The organism is Pseudarthrobacter defluvii, assembly GCF_030816725.1.
In the GTDB taxonomy this organism is placed as follows: Bacteria; Actinomycetota; Actinomycetes; order Actinomycetales; family Micrococcaceae; genus Arthrobacter; species Arthrobacter defluvii_A.
On sequence record NZ_JAUSYG010000001.1, the window covers coordinates 2,058,530 to 2,076,265 of the forward strand.

A 17,736-nucleotide genomic window follows, 5' to 3' on the forward strand; every position below is an offset into this window, starting at 1 on the left:
CAATGCCAGAAACTGAATACGGCAGGAAGGGCGCGGGCCGCGCGCGCAACCCGTTGCGCGATCCCCGTGACCGTCGTTTGAACCGGATCGCCGGTCCGTCGTCGTTGGTGCTCTTCGGGGTAACCGGCGACCTCGCCCGGAAAAAGTTGATGCCGGCCGTCTACGATTTGGCCAACCGTGGCCTGTTGCCGCCGAGTTTCGCGCTGGTGGGATTTGCCCGCCGGGAGTGGGACAAGGAGGACTTCGCCGCGGAGGTGAAGGCCTCGGTGCAGGCACACGCCCGCACGCCGTTTGATGAGGCGGTATGGAACCAGCTCTCCGAGGGCATCCGGTTTGTCCAGGGTGAGTTCGACGACGACGCGGCCTTCGAGCGGCTGGGCGAGACCATCAAGGAACTCGACGACGTCCGCGGTACCCGCGGGAACCACGCGTTCTACCTGTCCATACCGCCCAAGGCCTTTGAGCAGGTCTGCCGCCAGTTGTCCAAGCACGGCCTGGCCCAGGCTGAAGGGGACAAGTGGCGGCGGGTGGTCATCGAGAAGCCGTTCGGGCACGACCTCGAGTCAGCCCGGAAGCTCAACGACATTGTGGAGTCCGTGTTCCCGCCGGACGCGGTGTTCCGGATCGACCACTACCTGGGCAAGGAAACGGTGCAGAACATCCTGGCTCTGCGGTTCGCCAACCAGTTGTTCGAGCCCCTGTGGAACGCGAACTACGTGGACCACGTCCAGATCACCATGGCCGAGGACATCGGCACCGGCGGCCGTGCAGGGTATTACGACGGCGTGGGTGCGGCCCGCGATGTGATCCAGAACCACCTGCTGCAGCTGCTCGCGCTGACCGCGATGGAGGAACCCATCTCCTTCAACGCCGACGACCTGCGCGCGGAAAAGGAAAAAGTCCTGGCCGCGGTCAAGCTCCCGGACGACCTGTCCACGCACTCAGCGCGGGGCCAGTTCACCGGCGGCTGGCAGGGCGGCGAGCAGGTCCAGGGCTACCTGGAGGAAGAAGGCATCCCGGCCGATTCCACCACGGAAACGTACGCTGCGGTCCGGGTGGATATCCACACCCGCCGCTGGTCCGGCGTGCCGTTCTACCTGCGCGCGGGCAAGCGCCTGGGCCGCCGGGTGACCGAGATCGCGGTGGTGTTCAAACGCGCCCCCAACCTGCTGTTCCGCGATCATGGTGAGGACGACTTCGGGCAGAACGCGGTGGTGATCCGGGTCCAGCCCGACGAGGGCGTCACAATCCGGTTCGGGTCCAAGGTCCCCGGCACGCAGATGGAAGTGCGGGACGTGACCATGGACTTCGGCTACGGGCACTCGTTCACCGAATCCTCCCCGGAAGCCTACGAGCGGTTGATCCTGGACGTGCTGCTCGGTGAGCCACCCTTGTTCCCGCGGCATGAGGAAGTGGAGCTGTCTTGGAAGATCCTCGACCCGTTCGAGGAGTACTGGGCGTCCCTGAACGAACAGCCCGAACCCTATGCCCCCGGTTCCTGGGGCCCGGCCAGTGCTGATGAGCTGCTGGCCCGTGACGGACGAACCTGGAGAAGGCCATGATCGTTAACCTGCCGGACACCACCACTTCCAAGGTGTCCAAGAAACTCATGGCCCTGCGTGAGCAGGGCGGCGTGATCGCCCTGGGACGGGTGCTCACCCTGGTGGTGGTCACCAAGTCCGGGCTCGAAGAGGAAGCGATCGAGGCGGCAAACGACGCCAGCAGGGAACACCCCTGCCGGATCATTGTGCTGGCCGACGCCGGTAAAGAGGCCAAGGACCGTCTCGACGCCCAGATCCGGGTCGGCGGGGACGCCGGCGCGTCCGAGGTCATCGTGCTGCGCGGCTACGGCCAGCTTTCGCATGAGTCCGAGTCGCTGGTGGCCGCGCTGCTGCTCCCGGACGCCCCGATTGTGGCCTGGTGGCCGCACGGGGCGCCGGAGAACGCCTGCGAGACCTCCATCGGCGCCATCGCGCACCGCCGGATCACCGACTCCGCCAACGAGCCCGACCCCCAAGTCGCACTGGAACGGATCCACCATACCTACAAGGCCGGTGACACCGACCTCGCCTGGACTCGCCTCACCAACTGGCGCATCCAGCTCGCCGCCGCCCTGGACGAGGTGGACTCCTCCCCCGTGACGGCCGTGGCGGTGGAAGGCGCCTCGGACTCGCCCTCCACGATCCTGCTTGCAGCCTGGCTCACCCTGACGCTGGACGCCCCTGTCACCATCGTGGCGGACCCGGCCGGAACGGGAATCCGCCGCGTCCGGCTCACCCGCCCCGGCGGCGACGTGCAGCTCTTCCGTCCGGGACTGTCCGTCGCGGAACTGACCCAGCCGGGCCAGCCCGCCCAGCGGATCTCCCTGCCGCGGCGGAGCCTGCGTGACTGCCTCGCCGAGGAACTCCGCCGCCTGGACCCGGACGAAGTGTTTGGTGAAGTGATTACTATTGGACTGCCACGAACCAATCTAAGGAGCGTCCGACCCAGTGAGCGTTGACCCACGCGTAAGCATCCATCCTGATTCGTCCGTCCTCATGGCCGCCATCGCGGCACGCCTGATCACCAAGCTCGTTGATGTCCAGGACAAGTACGGCGAAGCCACCGTGGTGCTCACCGGGGGAACCGTGGGGATCGGCACCTTGAAGGCTGTTGCGGACTCACCGGCGGCCCCCGCCGTCGACTGGTCGAAAGTCAACTTCTGGTGGGGGGACGAACGCTTTGTTGGTACCGACGATCCGGACCGGAACACCAAGCAGGCGTTTGACGCGTTGCTCTCGCACATTCCGGTGGATCCGGAACGGGTCCACTCGCCCGGCTCGTCGGACGAATTCGGCACTCCTGAGGAAGCCGCCGAGGACTATGCCCGCCGGCTGAGGGAGGCGGCAGCTGCCGAGCATGCCGCAGACATGAGCGACGACCGGCCCGAGGAACCCTCGTCGCTCCCCCGCCTTGACGTGGTGCTGCTTGGGGTGGGGCCCGATGCGCATATTGCGTCGCTGTTCCCGGAGCAGGCCGGAATCCGGGAAAAGGACCGCGCCGTCGTGGGCGTCCGGAACTCCCCCAAGCCGCCGCCGTTGCGGATCTCCCTCACCCTGCCCGCCATCAACACCGCGGCGGAGGTCTGGATGGTCGTGGCCGGCGAGGACAAGGCAGGAGCGGTGGGCCTTGCCCTGGCGGGGGCCAACCCCGTGCAGGTACCCGCGTCAGGACCCCGCGGAACATCCCGCACCCTGTGGCTGATTGATGAGAACGCGGCCTCACGTGTCCCGCATCAGCTGGTCCGGAAGGACGCCGCGGGCGCGTAGTTTTTCCAGCGCTCCGGCCAGGACGTCTTCCGCGTCCTGGCCGGAGCGCCGCTCTTTAACGTATTCCAGATGGCTCTTGTAGCCGTCGTCAAACAGATCATCAGCAGCCGCCAACTGGCCGTCCCGGGAAGCAGGTCCGCCACAGCGCCGGCAGTCCCATGTCCGGGGGATCTGGTCCTCCGGCATCTTCAGGAACACGGGTTTAGTCTCATGCCCCTGCGGGCACCAGTAGGACACTTGGATCCGCGGCAGCGGCCGCGCGGAAGAATCGTCGTTGGACTGCAGGCTGGACCCGGAGCCCGCAGTCACCCCGGCGCGGGTACCGCGGAAGCCTGATGCTGGATGGACCATGGGAACTCCTGCCTCGAAGGGGAGCCGGGAACCTGCAGCTTAAACAAAACTGTGGCCGCCGGATAACCGACAGCCACAGTTTAGATGCCCGGGCCGGGCGGCGGGAGTGCCGCAGGCCTCTATGCAGAAGAAGGCCTTAGGAGTCGCCGCCGCTGAACCGCATGATCAGGCCGAGCGCGATGATCACCACGCCCCAGGTGACCCCCAGGATGACGGTGAAGCGGTTAAGGTTCCGTTCCGCCACCCCTGAAGAGCTGAGGCCTGAGCTCATGCCGCCGCCGAACATATCGGACAAGCCGCCGCCGCGTCCCTTGTGCAGGAGGATCAGCAGCGTCAGCAGGAGGCTGGTGATACCCAGGAGGATCTGCAGAATGACATGAAGAACGTCCACGACGGCCTTTCAGAAGTTGGATTTACGGGAGTGTGCGCTGGTTGCGGACTAGTCCGTGACCAGGTGACTCTCGAACCTGACAATATTAGCAAACTCGGCCGGGTCCAGGCTGGCGCCACCCACCAGGAGGCCGTCCACGTCGCGCTCCTGCAGAATGGCCGCAGCGTTGTTCGCCTTGACCGAACCGCCGTACAGCAGGCGGGTCCTGGCGGACACCTCGGCCCCGAAGAGGCTTTCGAGTTCTGCCCGGATGGCGGCGCACATTTCCTGCGCATCCTCCGGACCGGCGACCTCGCCCGTGCCGATGGCCCACACGGGCTCGTAGGCAACCACCAGTTCGGCCGCCTGTTCACCGGTCAGCCCGGCCACGCCGGCCCTGAGCTGCTGCAGCGTGTGGTCAACGTGTGTCCCGGCCTGGCGGATCTCCAGGCCTTCCCCCACGCAGAGAACGGGGACAACACCGTGCTTGAAGGCTGCCTTGACCTTGGCGTTAAGGACATCATCGGATTCGTTGTGGATTGTGCGGCGTTCGCTGTGGCCCACCAGGACGTACTTGCAGCCGAGCTTGTTCAGGAACTGCCCCGAAATGTCGCCCGTGTAGGCGCCGGAATCGAACTGCGACAGGTCCTGGCCGCCATAGGCGACCTGCAGGTCGTCCCCCTGGACCAGGGTCTGCACGCCACGGAGGTCGGTGAACGGCGGGAAGACGGCAACCTCAACGCGGCTGTAATCGTGCTTGGCGTCGGAGAGGGTCCATGCCAGCTTCTGCAGCAGGGTGATGCCCTGTACGTGGTCCATGTTCATTTTCCAGTTGCCCGCGATGAAGGGCTTGCGGTCAAAGGCGCCGTTCGTTGACGTAGTCACTTAATCTCCAAAAAGTTCTTGATAAGGGTTCTGCCGGCAGGCTGCCGCGGGCAACCTGCCGGCCGGAGGACTGCGGGGCCTGTACTACCTGTCCAGGACGCTGAGGCCGGGAAGTTCCTTGCCTTCAAGGTATTCCAGGCTTGCGCCGCCGCCCGTGGAAATGTGGCCGAACTGGTCGTCGGCGAACCCCAGGGTGCGTACTGCTGCAGCGGAATCGCCGCCGCCCACCACGGTGAAGCCGCCGGTCTCGGTCAGGGCCTGGGCAATGGCGCGGGTACCTGCCGAGAACGCCTCGAATTCAAAAACGCCCATGGGGCCGTTCCAGAAGACGGTGCGTGCGCTCTTGATCCGCTCAGCAAAAGCCGCGGCGGTATCGGGTCCGATGTCCAGGCCGATACCCTGGGCGCCGAAGCTGCTGCCTTCAATGGCGTCGGCGGCAACCGTTTCGTGGGCGGCGTCGGCGGCAAACTTCTCCGCCACGACGACGTCCGTGGGAACCACGAATTCAGTTCCCGCGTCCGCGGCGCGCTTCAGGTAGTCCTGGACAACCGGGATCTGGTCTTCCTCGAGCAGGCTCGAGCCCACCTTGTGGCCCTGGGCCGCCAGGAATGTGAAGAGCATGCCGCCGCCCACCAGGATGGTGTCAGCCTTGCCGATCAGGTTGTCGATGACCGCAAGCTTGTCCGAGACCTTGGAGCCGCCGAGCACCACCACGTAGGGGCGCTGGGTGTCGGTGGTCAGCTTCCGGAGGACCTCCACCTCGGTGTGCACCAGGTCGCCCTGGTACGACGGAAGCCGGGTGGCGACGTCGTAGACACTGGCGTGCTTGCGGTGCACGGCACCGAAGGCATCGTCCACGTAGGCGCCGTTGCTGCCCGTCAGGGCCACCAGCTCGTCGGCGAAGGCGCCGCGCTGGGCGTCGTCCTTGCTGGTTTCACGCGCGTCGAAACGGACGTTTTCCAGGACCAGGGCTTCCCCGTCCTGCAGGGACCCGGCCGCTGCCTCGGCGGCGTCACCGACGGTGTCGGCTGCAAGGGTGACCTTGAAGCCGGCCAGCTCGGCGAGGCGGTCCACTGCGGGCCGCAGGGAGTACTTGTCCTCCGGAGCGCCCTTGGGGCGTCCAAGGTGGGCTGTTACCAGCACGCGGGCACCGGCGTCCGTGAGCTTTGCCAGCACTGGGAGTGAGGCCTTGATGCGGCCGTCATCAGTGACTGTAGAGCCGTCGAGCGGCACATTCAGGTCGCTTCGAACCAGAATGTACCGCCCGCGGACACCTTCAGCGATCAGTTCGTTGAGGGTGTGAGATGTCATGTGTCTAACCCTAGCCCAGCTTGGATGCCACAAGCTCCGTGAGGTCGACGAGGCGGTTGGAGTAGCCCCATTCGTTGTCATACCAGGAAACAACCTTGACCTGGTTGCCGATCACCTTGGTCAGTCCGGAGTCGAAGATGGACGACGCGGGATCGCCAACGATGTCCGAGGAGACGATGGGCTCGTCCGTGTAGGTCAGGAAACCCTGCAGTTCTTCGGATTCGGCAGCACGCTTGAGGGCGGCGTTGACTTCCTCAACCGTGGTCTCGCGGGACACGGTGACGGTGAGGTCGGTGGCGGAACCGGTGGGGACCGGGACGCGGATGGCGTAGCCGTCCAGCTTGCCCTTGAGCTCCGGCAGGACCAGGCCGATGGCCTTGGCGGCACCGGTGGACGTGGGAACCATGTTGATGGCTGCAGCGCGGGCCCGGCGCAGGTCCTTGTGCGGTCCATCCTGGAGGTTCTGGTCGGCCGTGTACGCGTGGACGGTGGTCATGAGGCCTCGCTCGATGCCGAACTCATCGTTGACCACCTTGGCCAGCGGGCCCAGGCAGTTGGTTGTGCAGGACGCGTTGGAAATGATGTTGTGCTTGGCGTTGTCGTAGAGGTTGTGGTTGACGCCCATCACGATGGTGATGTCCTCATCCGATGCCGGAGCGGAGATCAGGACCTTCTTGGCACCGGCGGCGATGTGCTTCTGCGCGTCGGCTGCCTTGGTGAAGAACCCGGTGGACTCGATGACGATGTCAACGCCAAGCTCACCCCACGGGAGGTTGGCCGGGTCACGCTCGGCGAGGACCTTGACCACGTTGCCGTTGACGACGATGTTGCCGTCCTTGACCTCGATGGTTTCCTGCAGGCGTCCGCCGACCGAATCGTACTTGAACAGGTGTGCCAGGGCTTCGGGGCTGGTGAGGTCGTTGACTGCAACGATCTCCAGGTCCGCGCCTTGGGCAAGCGCTGCGCGGAAGTAGTTGCGGCCAATGCGGCCAAAGCCGTTGATACCAATACGGGTCGTCACTTTTACAGTCTCCTTGGTGCTTTGAAAAGCACTACTAGTTGAGCGGGCGTTGAAGCCAACTAACAGATCCCGCACGCCATTGGGCAGAGATGATTTACACGGAGGGCGACCAGCCTCATTGCTGAAGGCTAACCGCCTTCCGTGACCTATCTTACGTTTAACTGGGTCCGCCCCCGCAAGTGCGGGGGCGGACGGTCCACATCCCGACCCGTTTAGGTCAGAATGTGAAGTTCGTTACAGCGATGTAAAACCGCCGGCCACTACGGAAGGGTGATCAGTCCGGTGGCGTTGGTGCGTGCCGCCTCGAAGCGCTGGGCAACGTCTGCCCAGTTGACGATGTTCCAGAACGCCTTGACGTAATCAGCCTTCACGTTGACGTAGTCCAGGTAGAAGGCGTGCTCCCACATGTCCAGCATCAGCAGCGGGATGGTTCCCAGTGCCGTGTTTCCCTGCTGGTCGTAGAGCTGCTCGATGACCAGGTTTCCACCGATGGGCTCGTAGGCCAGGAAGCCCCAGCCGGATCCCTGCAGTCCAAGGGCTGCGGCGGAGAACTGGGCGCGGAAGGCATCGAAGGAGCCGAAGGCGTCGTCGATGGCGGCAGCCAACTCACCTTCGGGCTTGTCGCCGCCGTCCGGGGAGAGGTTCTTCCAGAACACGGAGTGGTTGACGTGGCCGCCGGTGTGGAACGCGAGGTCCTTGGAGAGCCGGTTGATGTTGGCGAAGTCGCCCTTGTCACGTGCCTCGGCCAGCTGGGCCAGGGCATTGTTGGCGCCCGCAACGTAGGCGGCGTGGTGCTTGCTGTGGTGCAGCTCCATGATCCGCGCGGAGATGTGCGGTTCAAGGGCGGCGTAGTCGTAGCTGAGTTCCGGCAATACGTACTCGGTCACAAAATCCTCCAATATCGTGGACCAGGAGGTCCGGTTGGTAACTCTCGGATTGTGCATCCGGGCAGCTCGTGCCCGGAATTCTTTCTGATTCTAGGGGCGGCTTACTCGTCCAGCATTTCAGGCGTCACATTGGCGTCCGTTCCGGGAACGCCGAGATCAAGGGCCCGTTTGTCGGCCATGGCCAGCAAGCGCCGGATCCGTCCCGCAATGGCGTCCTTGGTCATGACGGGGTCGGCCAGCCGGCCCAGCTCGTCGAGGCTGGCCTGCTTGTGCGCCACCCGCAGCTCGCCCGCGTATTTCAGGTGGTCCGGAACGTCGTCGCCCAGGATCTCGAGCGCCCGCTCAACGCGGGCCCCGGCGGCTACTGCTGCCTGGGCGGAGCGGCGCAGGTTGGCGTCGTCAAAGTTGGCAAGGCGGTTGGCGGTGGCCCTGACCTCCTTGCGCATGCGGCGCTCCTCCCACACCATCAGCGCGTCGTGGGCGCCCATGCGCGTCAGGAGCGCGGCGATGGTGTCGCCGTCGCGGATGACCACGCGGTCCACTCCCCTGACCTCCCGGGCCTTGGCCTGGATATCCAGCCGGCGGGCGGCGCCCACCAGCGCCAGGGCGGATTCGGGCCCCGGGCAGGTGACCTCCAGTGATGACGAGCGGCCCGGTTCCGTGAGCGAGCCGTGGGCCAGGAACGCCCCGCGCCACACGGCCTCGGCATCCGCCGCGGAACCGTTGACGACTGCGGATGGCAGCCCGCGCACGGGGCGGCCCCGCCCATCCAGGAGGCCGGTCTGGCGTGCCAGCGCCTCGCCGTCGCGGACCACCCGCACCACGTAGCGGCTGGCGCGCCGCAGCCCGCCGGCGGAGACCACGATGATTTCGCTTTGGTGGCCGTACACCTCCGCGATGGCGGCCCGGAGCCGGCGGGCAGTGGATGCCAGGTCCACTTCCGCCTCGATGACGATCCTGCCGGAAATGATGTGCAGTCCCCCGGCGAACCGGAGCATTGCGGAGACTTCAGCCTTGCGCACTGATGACTTCTTGATGTCCAGACGGGACAGTTCTTCCTTGACTGATGCTGTCAGTGCCATGGCACCTTCCTAACTGTTCCCAAAAATGTCCTGGTACGCCGTGGCCAGCCTGAGCGGCTCGTGGACGGGGCGGCGACCCGACGCCCCTACTTTACCCAAGACGACTTCCGCTCCGAGCATGCCGGCGGCCTTCTCGAACTCCTGCCGGTCCGGTACCGACGCTGGATCGGCCAGGACCACGTCCACGCTGAACTCCGGGGCGTAGCGCCGGAGGACGTGCAAATGGTCCGCGGCCGTCATGCCGGTGGTTTCCTTGGTGTCCGTGGCCAGATTCATGGTCAGGCAGCGCTTGGCGGGGGTGCTGCACAGGGCCTGCCGCATTTCCGGCAGGAGCAGGTGCGGCAGGACGGACGTGTACCAGGAGCCCGGGCCCAGGACCACCCAGTCGGCCAGTTCGATGGCGGTCAGGGCGTCGGTGCAGGCCGGGGCTGCCGCGGGCAGGAGCCGGACTTCCTCCAGTGAACCGGCCACGGCGCACCGCGCCTGGCCACGGATGGTCTGCAGTCTGGTGCCACCGTCGGGGGCAGCCACCCGCACGTCGCCTTCGATGGTGAGCGGGACGGTGGACATGGGCAGGACCTGCCCCCGGGCACCCAGCAGGGCCCCGGCCCACTTGAGCCCTGCGACGGCGTCGCCCAGCAGCTCCCAGAGGGTGACGATCAGCAGGTTGCCCATGGCATGCTCGTCCAGGGATCCGCCGGGGCCCTTCCCGGCGTGGAACCGGTGCTGCATGACGTCGCGCCAGGTGCGTCCCCAGTCCGTGTCGTCGCAGAGAGCGGACAGTGCCATCCGGAGGTCTCCCGGCGGAAGGACGCCGTACTCCTCGCGCAGGCGCCCGGAGGAGCCGCCGTCGTCCGCTACCGTGACCACTGCGGTGAGCTCGGAGGTGAGCAGCCGCAGTGCCGACAGCGAGGCCGCCAGGCCGTGGCCGCCGCCCAGGGCCACCACGTTGGGGCCCTTGTCCTGCTGGCCCGAGCCCTTGCCAGCGGCCGGCGGCACCAGGGGCAGGGCTCCGGTGAACAGGGCCATTACTCGCGGCCCAGATCCCGGTGCGCTGTGGTCACCGTGACCCGCGGGTACTGCGCGAGTTTCTTGGAAAGTTCAACGGCAACGGCAACGGAGCGGTGCTTGCCGCCGGTACAGCCGACCGCGATGGTGGCGTAGTGCTTGTTTTCCCTGCGGTACCCCTCCAGGACGGGTTCCAGGGCCAGGACGTAGCGGTCCACGAAGTTCTTGACGCCTTCGGCTTCCAGCACGTAGTCGCTGACGTCCTTGTCCAGGCCGGTCTGCGGGCGCAGCTGCGGGACCCAGTGCGGATTGGGAATAAACCGGACGTCCGCCACGTAGTTGGCATCCACCGGCAGCCCGTACTTGAAGCCGAAGCTCATGACGTTGAGCCGCAGAGCCACCGGCCCGGTTTCGCTGAAAAGTTCCGTGATGGCGGTAGCCAGCCCGTGGACGTTGTAGTTGGAGGTATCCAGGACGACGTCGGAGCTGTCGCGCAGTTCCTGCAGCAGCTCACGTTCGGCAGCGATTCCGTCAAGGATCCGTCCGCCGCCCTGCAGCGGGTGCGGGCGGCGGCCCTGTTCAAACCGGCGGACCAGGACGTTGTCACTGGCGTCAAGGAACAGGACCCGGAAGGTCACACCGCTTGCGGCCAATGCGTGCAGGGCGGCGCGGATGTCTGCGAAGAGGCCCTTGCTGCGCACGTCGATGACCACAGCCAGCCGTGGAATGGACTGGGGTGCGTGCGATACCAGCTCCGCGAGCGTGCCCAGCATCTGCGGCGGAAGGTTCTCCACGACATACCAGCCGTGGTCCTCCAGGGCGTCAGCTGCGGTGCTTCGCCCCGCGCCGGACATTCCGGTGACCACCAGCAGCTCCGCTTCGAGCGGCTTGACGGGCTCCAGCCCGTCGTGACCGGCCCCGGAATCCGCCGTCGTGTCTGCCATGAACCCTGCCCCGTTTCCTCGTTGTCCCCTGGGCGGCCGCGATGGCGCTGCCCCGACCTTTACCCTAGCTAAGATTCAATGATTTCGCCGGTGGCCATGTTGATTGCCGGCACGGCTGCGGCTTCGGGCCCGTCGGACGCGAAGTGGTTCACGATGGCACCGGCAAGTGCCGGCCCAATACCTTTCGCCTGGGCAAGCTCGTCGGCGCTGGCCGCCTTCACGCCCTTGACCGAGCCGAAGTGGGCCAGCAGAGCCTTGCGCTTGGAGGCGCCCAGCCCCGGAACGGCGTCCAGCGCGGAGACCGTCATGGCCTTGCCGCGCTTTTGCCGGTGGAACGTGATGGCGAAGCGGTGGGCCTCGTCACGGATGCGCTGCAGCAGGTACAGCCCCTGGGACGTTCGGGGCAGGACGACCGGAAAGTCGCTGTCAGGAAGCCATACTTCCTCCAGGCGCTTGGCCAGCCCCACCACGTACACATCATCGATGCCAAGGTCCCGCAGGGCGCGGGCCGCAGCGTTGACCTGCGGCTGCCCGCCGTCCACCACCACCAGGTTCGGCGGATAGGCGAACTTGGCCTTCGGTGCAGGCGTGGTGGTGTCCAGCACCATGTCTCCGGCTGCGGGAACAGCGGGAGCAATCGCATCGGTGGGGTCGGCGGCAAGGACGGATTCATCCACCTGCGCGGACTTGTCCTGCAGGTAGTGGCGGAACCGGCGGGTCAGGACGTCATGCATGGCGGCCGTGTCATCGGCGGCCGCGGGGCCCGTGATGGAGAACTTGCGGTAGTCGGACTTCTTGGGGAGCCCGTCCTCCACCACCACCATGGAGGCCACCACGTTGGTGCCCTGCACGTGGGAAACGTCGAAGCACTCGATCCGCAGCAGCGGTACGGGCAGGTCCAGGGCTTCCTGGAGCTCCTGGAGGGCCTGGGACCTGACGGTGATGTCCCCCGCCCGCCGGGTCTTGTGGAGCTTCAGCGCGTGCTCGGCGTTCTCACGCACCGTTGACATCAGGGCCGCCTTGTCGCCTCGCTGCGGCACACGGATGTCGACTTTGGCCCCACGGATCCCCCCAAGCCACTTGGCCAGGTCTTCCGCGTTGCTGGGCGCTACCGGCACCAGGACTTCCCGGGGCAGCCGGCCGTGCGTTTCGCCGTCCTCGCCGTAAACCTGCTGCAGCAGGTGCTCCACCAGGTCAGGGGTGCTGAAGTCCTCAACTTTTTCCACCACCCAGCCGCGCTGGCCGCGGATCCTTCCGCCCCGGACGTGGAACACCTGGACGGCCGCTTCCAGCTCGTCTTCGTGAAGGGCAAAGACGTCAGCGTCAGTGTCCTCGGCCAGCACCACGGCGTTTCGCTCGAAGACCTTCCGCAGGGCGGTGATGTCGTCGCGCAGCCGGGCGGCGTGCTCGTAGTCGAGTTTCGCCACGGCGTTTGCCATCTGCTTTTCCAGCTTGTTGATGAACCTCTTCGCCTCGCCGCCCATGAAAGCGCAGAAATCATCGGCCAGCGCCTTGTGGTCCTCCGGGGAGATCCGCCCAACGCAGGGCGCCGAGCACTTGTCGATGTACCCCAGCAGGCAGGGCCGGCCGCTGGCTTCGGCCCGCTTGAAGACGCCGGCGCTGCAGCTCCGTACGGGAAAAACGCGGAGCAGGGTGTCCATGGTTTCCCGGATGGCACCGGCGGTGTAAGGGCCGAAGTAGCGCGTCCCCTTCCGCTTATCCCCGCGCATCACCTGCACCCGGGGATATTTCTCGCTCATGGTCACGGCGAGGTAGGGATAGGTCTTGTCATCGCGGAACACCACGTTGAACCGTGGTTTGAATTCCTTGATCCAGGTGTATTCCAGCTGCAGGGACTCCAGCTCGCTGCCCACCACGGTCCACTCGACGCTGCTGGCCGCATGGACCATCGCGTAGGTTTTGGGCAGCAGACCGGCCGGGTTGGCGAAATAGGAATTCAGCCGGGACCGGAGGCTTTTCGCCTTGCCCACGTAAATGACCCGCCCGTGCGGATCGCGGAACCGGTAAACACCCGGGTTGGTGGGGATTTCACCGGTTTTGGGCCGGTAACTTGCTGGATTTGCCACCTATCAAGTCTACTGAGTTCCGCCCTGCCTCCTTGCCAGCCGGACGTAACCCGCCAACCCGGGAAGGCCCGGGGCCTGCTATTCGGCCGACTTGCTCTGGTTGTAGCTGGCGGAACGCTTTTGGCCGCTGAGTTCAGCAATCGAGTCCATGATCCGGTCCGTGACCTCACGGCGGGCGGGCAGGGAGTGGTCCGGGCCGGTCTTGTCGAAGTACAGGGGCTCCCCCACCTTCACGGTGAAGTGCTGCGGCCTGACCCCTTTTTCGCCGGCACGCTGGAGCTTCTCGGTGCCGATCAGGCCCACTGGAATCACTGGGGCCCCGGTGGTGAGCGCCAGCCAGCCGACGCCCGTACGCCCCCGGTAGAGGATGCCGTCACGGGAGCGGGTGCCTTCCGGGTAGATGCCGATGCCTCGCCCGGCCTCCAGGATGTCCAGCAGGGTCTTGAGCGCCTGCACGCTGGCAGCCTGTTCGCCGCGCTCCACCGGGATGGAACCGACGGATTCGAAAAAGGCTTTCATGACCTTGCCCTTGACGCCGCCCGTGGTGAAGTACTCAGCCTTTGCGAAGAAGGCGACCGGACGGGGCATCAGCGCCTGGACGATCACGCTGTCGAAAAAGGACAGATGGTTGGGTGCCACAATGAAGGGGCCGTCAGAGGGGACATTGTCGAGCCCGACGACGGTCGGCCGGCACGTGCCCGAGATCAGGTTGCGGGTGGTCCAGCGGACGGCATCAAACATTTCCATTGTTGCCCACCCCGCTCATCGCCGCTGTGTGGACAGCCTGCAGCCGCTCGATGACCGCCACCAGTTCTCCGCCCGTGCTGACGACGGCGACAGAGCCGGCTTCCTCCAGCTCGCCGTCCGGAGCGAACCCCCAGGCGACACCGATGCAGTCCAGTCCGTTGGCGATCGCACCTGAGACGTCCTGGGCCCGGTCCCCCACCATGATGGCGTGCTGGGTGTCCAGGTCGCGCAGGGCGGCGGCAATGATTTCCGTCTTCCCCAGCGGAACGCCCTCCACCGCAGCTTCGTCGTCGCCCGAGCCGTGGATCCCGTGGAAGAAGCCGTCGATGCCGTGATGCGCCAGGACTTTGTGGGCGAGCCGCTGGGGCTTTTGGGTGGCGACAGCCACAGGCCGTCCCGCTGACGCAAACGACTCCAGGATGTCCCGGACGCCCGGGTACAGCCGGCTCTGCCCGATCCCGGTGGCCACATAGTACTCGCGGTAGTGGCGGACCACTTCGTTCAGCCGGTCCGCCGGCACTTCTGCGATGTTGAGCAGTGAGTCGCTCAGCTTCGGGCCGATCATTGCATCAAGCAGGTCCTGGTCCGGAACCGGGAGCCCCAGCCCGCGGAGCGCTGCTGCAATCCCCTCAGTTATACCGCCGGCAGGGTCGACAAGAGTGCCGTCCAGGTCAAAGATCACGGGCACTGTTGTTGAAGTCACCGGGTTAGTTTCTCACGACAGCAGGAATGCCTGAAACTCGCATTCCCCTTGAGGAATACTTCGGCGGATTACCGCCCCCTTTAGCCGAGGATCTCGGCCAGGAACTTCCCTGTGTGGCTGGTGGTGGACTTCGCCACCTGCTCAGGCGTTCCTGCCGCAACAATCTGGCCTCCGCCCGAACCGCCGTCAGGCCCGAGGTCCACCAGCCAATCGGCGCTCTTGATGACGTCCAGGTTGTGCTCGATGGTGATCACGGTGTTGCCCTTGTCCACCAGGCCCTGCAGGACCATCAACAGCTTGCGGATGTCTTCGAAGTGCAAACCGGTGGTGGGCTCGTCCAGTACATAGATGCTGCGGCCGTTGGACCGCTTCTGGAGTTCCGCCGCGAGCTTGACCCGTTGCGCTTCGCCGCCGGACAGGGTGGTGGCAGGCTGTCCCAGCCGGACGTAGCCCAGTCCCACGTCCACCAGGGTGTTCAGGTGCCGTGCGATGGGTGAGAACGCTGCGAAGAATTCGGCGGCCTCTTCGATGGGCATGTTAAGGACGTCCGCGATGGTCTTGCCCTTGTAGTGCACTTCCAGGGTCTCGCGGTTGTAGCGGGCTCCGTGGCACACCTCGCAGGGAACGTAGACGTCAGGCAGGAAGTTCATTTCGATCTTCAGCGTGCCGTCACCGGAGCACGCCTCGCAGCGGCCGCCCTTGACGTTGAAGGAGAAGCGGCCCGGAAGGTAGCCGCGCACCTTGGCTTCGGTGGTTTCGGCAAAGAGCTTGCGGATATTGTCGAAGACGCCGGTGTAGGTGGCGGGGTTGGACCGCGGCGTGCGGCCGATGGGGCTCTGGTCCACGTGGACCACCTTGTCCAGGTGCTCCAGCCCCTGGACCGTCTTGTGACGGCCCGCCACCTGCTTGGCGCCGTTGAGCTTGTTCGCCAGGACCTTGTACAGGATCTCGTTCACGAGAGTCGACTTGCCCGAACCGCTCACGCCGGTCACCGCGGTGAAAAGCCCCAAGGGGAAGGCGGCATCGACGTTCACGAGGTTGTTCTCCCGTGCGCCCACCACCTTGATCTCACGCTTTTTGTCGTACTTGCGGCGCTTTTTGGGCACGTCGATGGCCTTGCGGCCGGACAGGTAGTCGCCCGTCAGCGATTCCCTGTTCTCCAGCAGATCCTTGTAGGTTCCGGAGTGGACCACCTGGCCGCCGTGCTCGCCGGCGCCCGGTCCGATGTCCACGATCCAGTCGGCAACGTGGATGGTGTCCTCGTCGTGCTCGACGACGATGAGGGTGTTTCCCATGTCGCGGAGCCGGGTGAGGGTTTCGATCAGCCGGCGGTTGTCCCGCTGGTGCAGGCCGATGGAGGGTTCGTCGAGGACGTAGAGGACGCCCACCAGTCCGGAGCCGATCTGGGTGGCGAGCCGGATGCGCTGTGCTTCGCCGCCGGAGAGGGTGGCGGACGGGCGCTCAAGGTTGAGGTACTCCAGGCCAACGTCCAGGAGGAAGGTCAGGCGGGCCTGGATCTCCTTGAGGACCTGGTGGGCGATCTGGGCTTCGCGTCCGGTCAGCACCAGGTTGTTCAGGAACTCCGCGCAGTCCCGCATGGGCAGCGCAGCCACCTCGGCGATGGACTTGCCGTTGATCAACACCGAAAGGGATGCGGGGTTGAGGCGTGCGCCGTTGCAGGCGGGGCAGGGAACCTGCCGCATGTACTCCTCGTAGCGGTCGCGGGCCCAGTCGGAATCAGTCTCGCCGTGCTTGCGGTGCACGTACTGGATGGCACCTTCGAATCCAGTGCTGTACTTGCGTTCGCGGCCGAACCGGTTGCGGTACTGCACCACCACCTTGTGGTCCTTGCCGTGCAGGATGGTCTGGCGTACGTCCTTGCCCAGCTTCTCCCACGGGGTGGACATGGAGAAGCCCACTTCCTTGGCCAGGCCCTCCAGCAACCGGTTCCAGTACTCAGTGGTGGCGGTGCCCATTGACCAGGGTGCGATGGCGCCCTCCGACAGGGAAAGCTCCGGGTTGGGAACAATGAGTTCCTCATCCACCTCCAGCCGCGTGCCGATTCCGCTGCAGGCGGCACAGGCGCCGAACGGGTTGTTGAACGAGAAGGAGCGGGGCTCGATCTCATCAATGGCGAGGGGGTGCTCATTGGGGCATGCGAGGTTTTCCGAGAACGCGCGGATGCGTCCTGGCGCGTCGGCTTCAAGGTCCACGAATTCGGCAAGGACACGCCCTTCGGACAGTCCGAGGGCTGTTTCGATGGAGTCGGTAAGCCGCTGGCTGATGCCCTCCTTGACCACCAGGCGGTCCACCACCACTTCAATGGTGTGCTTGAACTGCTTGCCCAGCTTGGGGGGATCGCTCAGCTGGACCAGGTTGCCGTCCACCCGGGCCCGGGAGTATCCCTTGGCGCTCAATTCCTTGAAGAGGTCAACGAACTCGCCCTTGCGGCCGCGCACCACCGGCGCCAGTACCTGGAAGCGTGTGCCCTCGTCGAGTTCAAGGAGCTGGTCCACGATCTGCTGCGGCGTCTGCTTGGACACCGGCTCACCGCACACCGGGCAGTGGGGCCTGCCCACGCGGGCCCACAACAGGCGCATGTAGTCATAGATTTCGGTGATGGTGCCCACCGTGGACCGCGGGTTCTTGCTGGTGGACTTCTGGTCGATGGAGACCGCCGGTGAGAGGCCTTCGATGAAATCGACGTCGGGCTTGTCCACCTGGCCCAGGAACTGGCGTGCGTAGGCGGACAGCGATTCAACGTAGCGCCGCTGGCCCTCCGCGAAGATGGTGTCGAATGCCAGCGAGGACTTGCCGGACCCGGAGAGGCCGGTGAAGACGATCATGGCGTCACGCGGCAGATCGAGGTCCACGTTGCGCAGGTTGTGCTCCCGCGCGCCCTTCACCACGAGGCGGGAGAGATCCGGACGCTGGACGGCCGCAGCAGCGGGTACGGCGAGGGCGGTGGAGGGGGCAGGGGTTTCTTCAGCTAAGGCTTTAGGCACCCCATAATGCTAATCGAAAACTTTTTC

Annotated in this window: 16 protein-coding genes; 3 read left to right on the top strand and 13 right to left on the bottom strand. The window is 65.6% G+C overall.

Features of this window, described 5'->3' with window-relative positions; all coding sequences use genetic code 11:
• Window positions 1–2: 2 nt before the first annotated feature.
• Genes zwf through pgl form a run of 3 tightly spaced genes read left to right on the top strand, consistent with a single transcriptional unit; the run spans window position 3 to window position 3,308 of the window.
• Window positions 3–1,562, top strand: a complete 1,560-nt coding sequence (gene zwf / locus QF031_RS09650; RefSeq protein WP_307427168.1) for a glucose-6-phosphate dehydrogenase — start codon at window positions 3–5, stop codon at window positions 1,560–1,562.
• Window positions 1,559–2,500, top strand: coding sequence for a glucose-6-phosphate dehydrogenase assembly protein OpcA (locus tag QF031_RS09655; protein ID WP_307427171.1), 942 nt, complete (start codon window positions 1,559–1,561; stop codon window positions 2,498–2,500). The genes zwf and QF031_RS09655 overlap by 4 nt, the downstream gene beginning before the upstream one ends.
• The gene (pgl, locus tag QF031_RS09660) at window positions 2,490–3,308 is read left to right on the top strand and encodes a 6-phosphogluconolactonase (RefSeq protein WP_307427173.1); all 819 of its coding nucleotides are present in this window, start codon (window positions 2,490–2,492) and stop codon (window positions 3,306–3,308) included. The genes QF031_RS09655 and pgl overlap by 11 nt, the downstream gene beginning before the upstream one ends.
• On the opposite strand, the gene QF031_RS09665 is transcribed toward pgl, so the two are convergent.
• The 13 genes from QF031_RS09665 to uvrA form a co-directional block, all read right to left on the bottom strand.
• Window positions 3,261–3,659, bottom strand: coding sequence for an RNA polymerase-binding protein RbpA (locus QF031_RS09665; protein ID WP_307427176.1), 399 nt, complete (start codon window positions 3,657–3,659; stop codon window positions 3,261–3,263). The genes pgl and QF031_RS09665 overlap by 48 nt on opposite strands.
• 136 nt (window positions 3,660–3,795) lie before the next feature.
• Window positions 3,796–4,050, bottom strand: a complete 255-nt coding sequence (gene secG, locus QF031_RS09670; RefSeq protein ID WP_079596044.1) for a preprotein translocase subunit SecG — start codon at window positions 4,048–4,050, stop codon at window positions 3,796–3,798.
• 48 nt (window positions 4,051–4,098) lie between these two features.
• A complete protein-coding gene (gene tpiA / locus QF031_RS09675; protein ID WP_307427179.1) occupies window positions 4,099–4,914 on the bottom strand; it encodes a triose-phosphate isomerase in 816 nt (271 codons plus the stop codon).
• Between the two features lie 84 nt (window positions 4,915–4,998).
• Window positions 4,999–6,225: a phosphoglycerate kinase gene (locus QF031_RS09680; protein WP_307427182.1), complete on the bottom strand. Its 1,227-nt coding sequence runs from the start codon at window positions 6,223–6,225 to the stop codon at window positions 4,999–5,001.
• Between the two features lie 10 nt (window positions 6,226–6,235).
• Complete coding sequence (gap, locus tag QF031_RS09685; protein WP_307427185.1) at window positions 6,236–7,246, bottom strand: type I glyceraldehyde-3-phosphate dehydrogenase; 1,011 nt, start codon at window positions 7,244–7,246, stop codon at window positions 6,236–6,238.
• Window positions 7,247–7,506: 260 nt separating this feature from the next.
• The gene (locus QF031_RS09690) at window positions 7,507–8,133 is read right to left on the bottom strand and encodes a superoxide dismutase (RefSeq protein WP_307427188.1); all 627 of its coding nucleotides are present in this window, start codon (window positions 8,131–8,133) and stop codon (window positions 7,507–7,509) included.
• Between the two features lie 101 nt (window positions 8,134–8,234).
• Window positions 8,235–9,215, bottom strand: a complete 981-nt coding sequence (whiA, locus tag QF031_RS09695; RefSeq protein WP_142133916.1) for a DNA-binding protein WhiA — start codon at window positions 9,213–9,215, stop codon at window positions 8,235–8,237.
• Between the two features lie 9 nt (window positions 9,216–9,224).
• A complete protein-coding gene (locus QF031_RS09700; protein ID WP_307427192.1) occupies window positions 9,225–10,244 on the bottom strand; it encodes a gluconeogenesis factor YvcK family protein in 1,020 nt (339 codons plus the stop codon).
• On the bottom strand, window positions 10,244–11,167 hold the full coding sequence (gene rapZ / locus QF031_RS09705) for an RNase adapter RapZ (protein ID WP_307427196.1): 924 nt from the start codon (window positions 11,165–11,167) through the stop codon (window positions 10,244–10,246). Before rapZ ends, QF031_RS09700 begins: the two co-directional genes overlap by 1 nt.
• Window positions 11,168–11,235: 68 nt before the next feature.
• Window positions 11,236–13,254 (bottom strand): excinuclease ABC subunit UvrC, encoded by a 2,019-nt coding sequence (uvrC, locus tag QF031_RS09710; protein ID WP_307427199.1) that lies wholly within the window; start codon window positions 13,252–13,254, stop codon window positions 11,236–11,238.
• A gap of 78 nt (window positions 13,255–13,332) precedes the next feature.
• Window positions 13,333–14,001: a lysophospholipid acyltransferase family protein gene (locus QF031_RS09715; RefSeq protein ID WP_307427202.1), complete on the bottom strand. Its 669-nt coding sequence runs from the start codon at window positions 13,999–14,001 to the stop codon at window positions 13,333–13,335.
• Entirely contained in the window at window positions 13,988–14,704 is a 717-nt protein-coding gene (locus QF031_RS09720) for an HAD hydrolase-like protein (protein ID WP_307427205.1), read from the bottom strand. Before QF031_RS09720 ends, QF031_RS09715 begins: the two co-directional genes overlap by 14 nt.
• Before the next feature lie 80 nt (window positions 14,705–14,784).
• Complete coding sequence (gene uvrA / locus QF031_RS09725) at window positions 14,785–17,709, bottom strand: excinuclease ABC subunit UvrA (protein WP_307427208.1); 2,925 nt, start codon at window positions 17,707–17,709, stop codon at window positions 14,785–14,787.
• Between the last annotated feature and the right edge of the window lie 27 nt (window positions 17,710–17,736).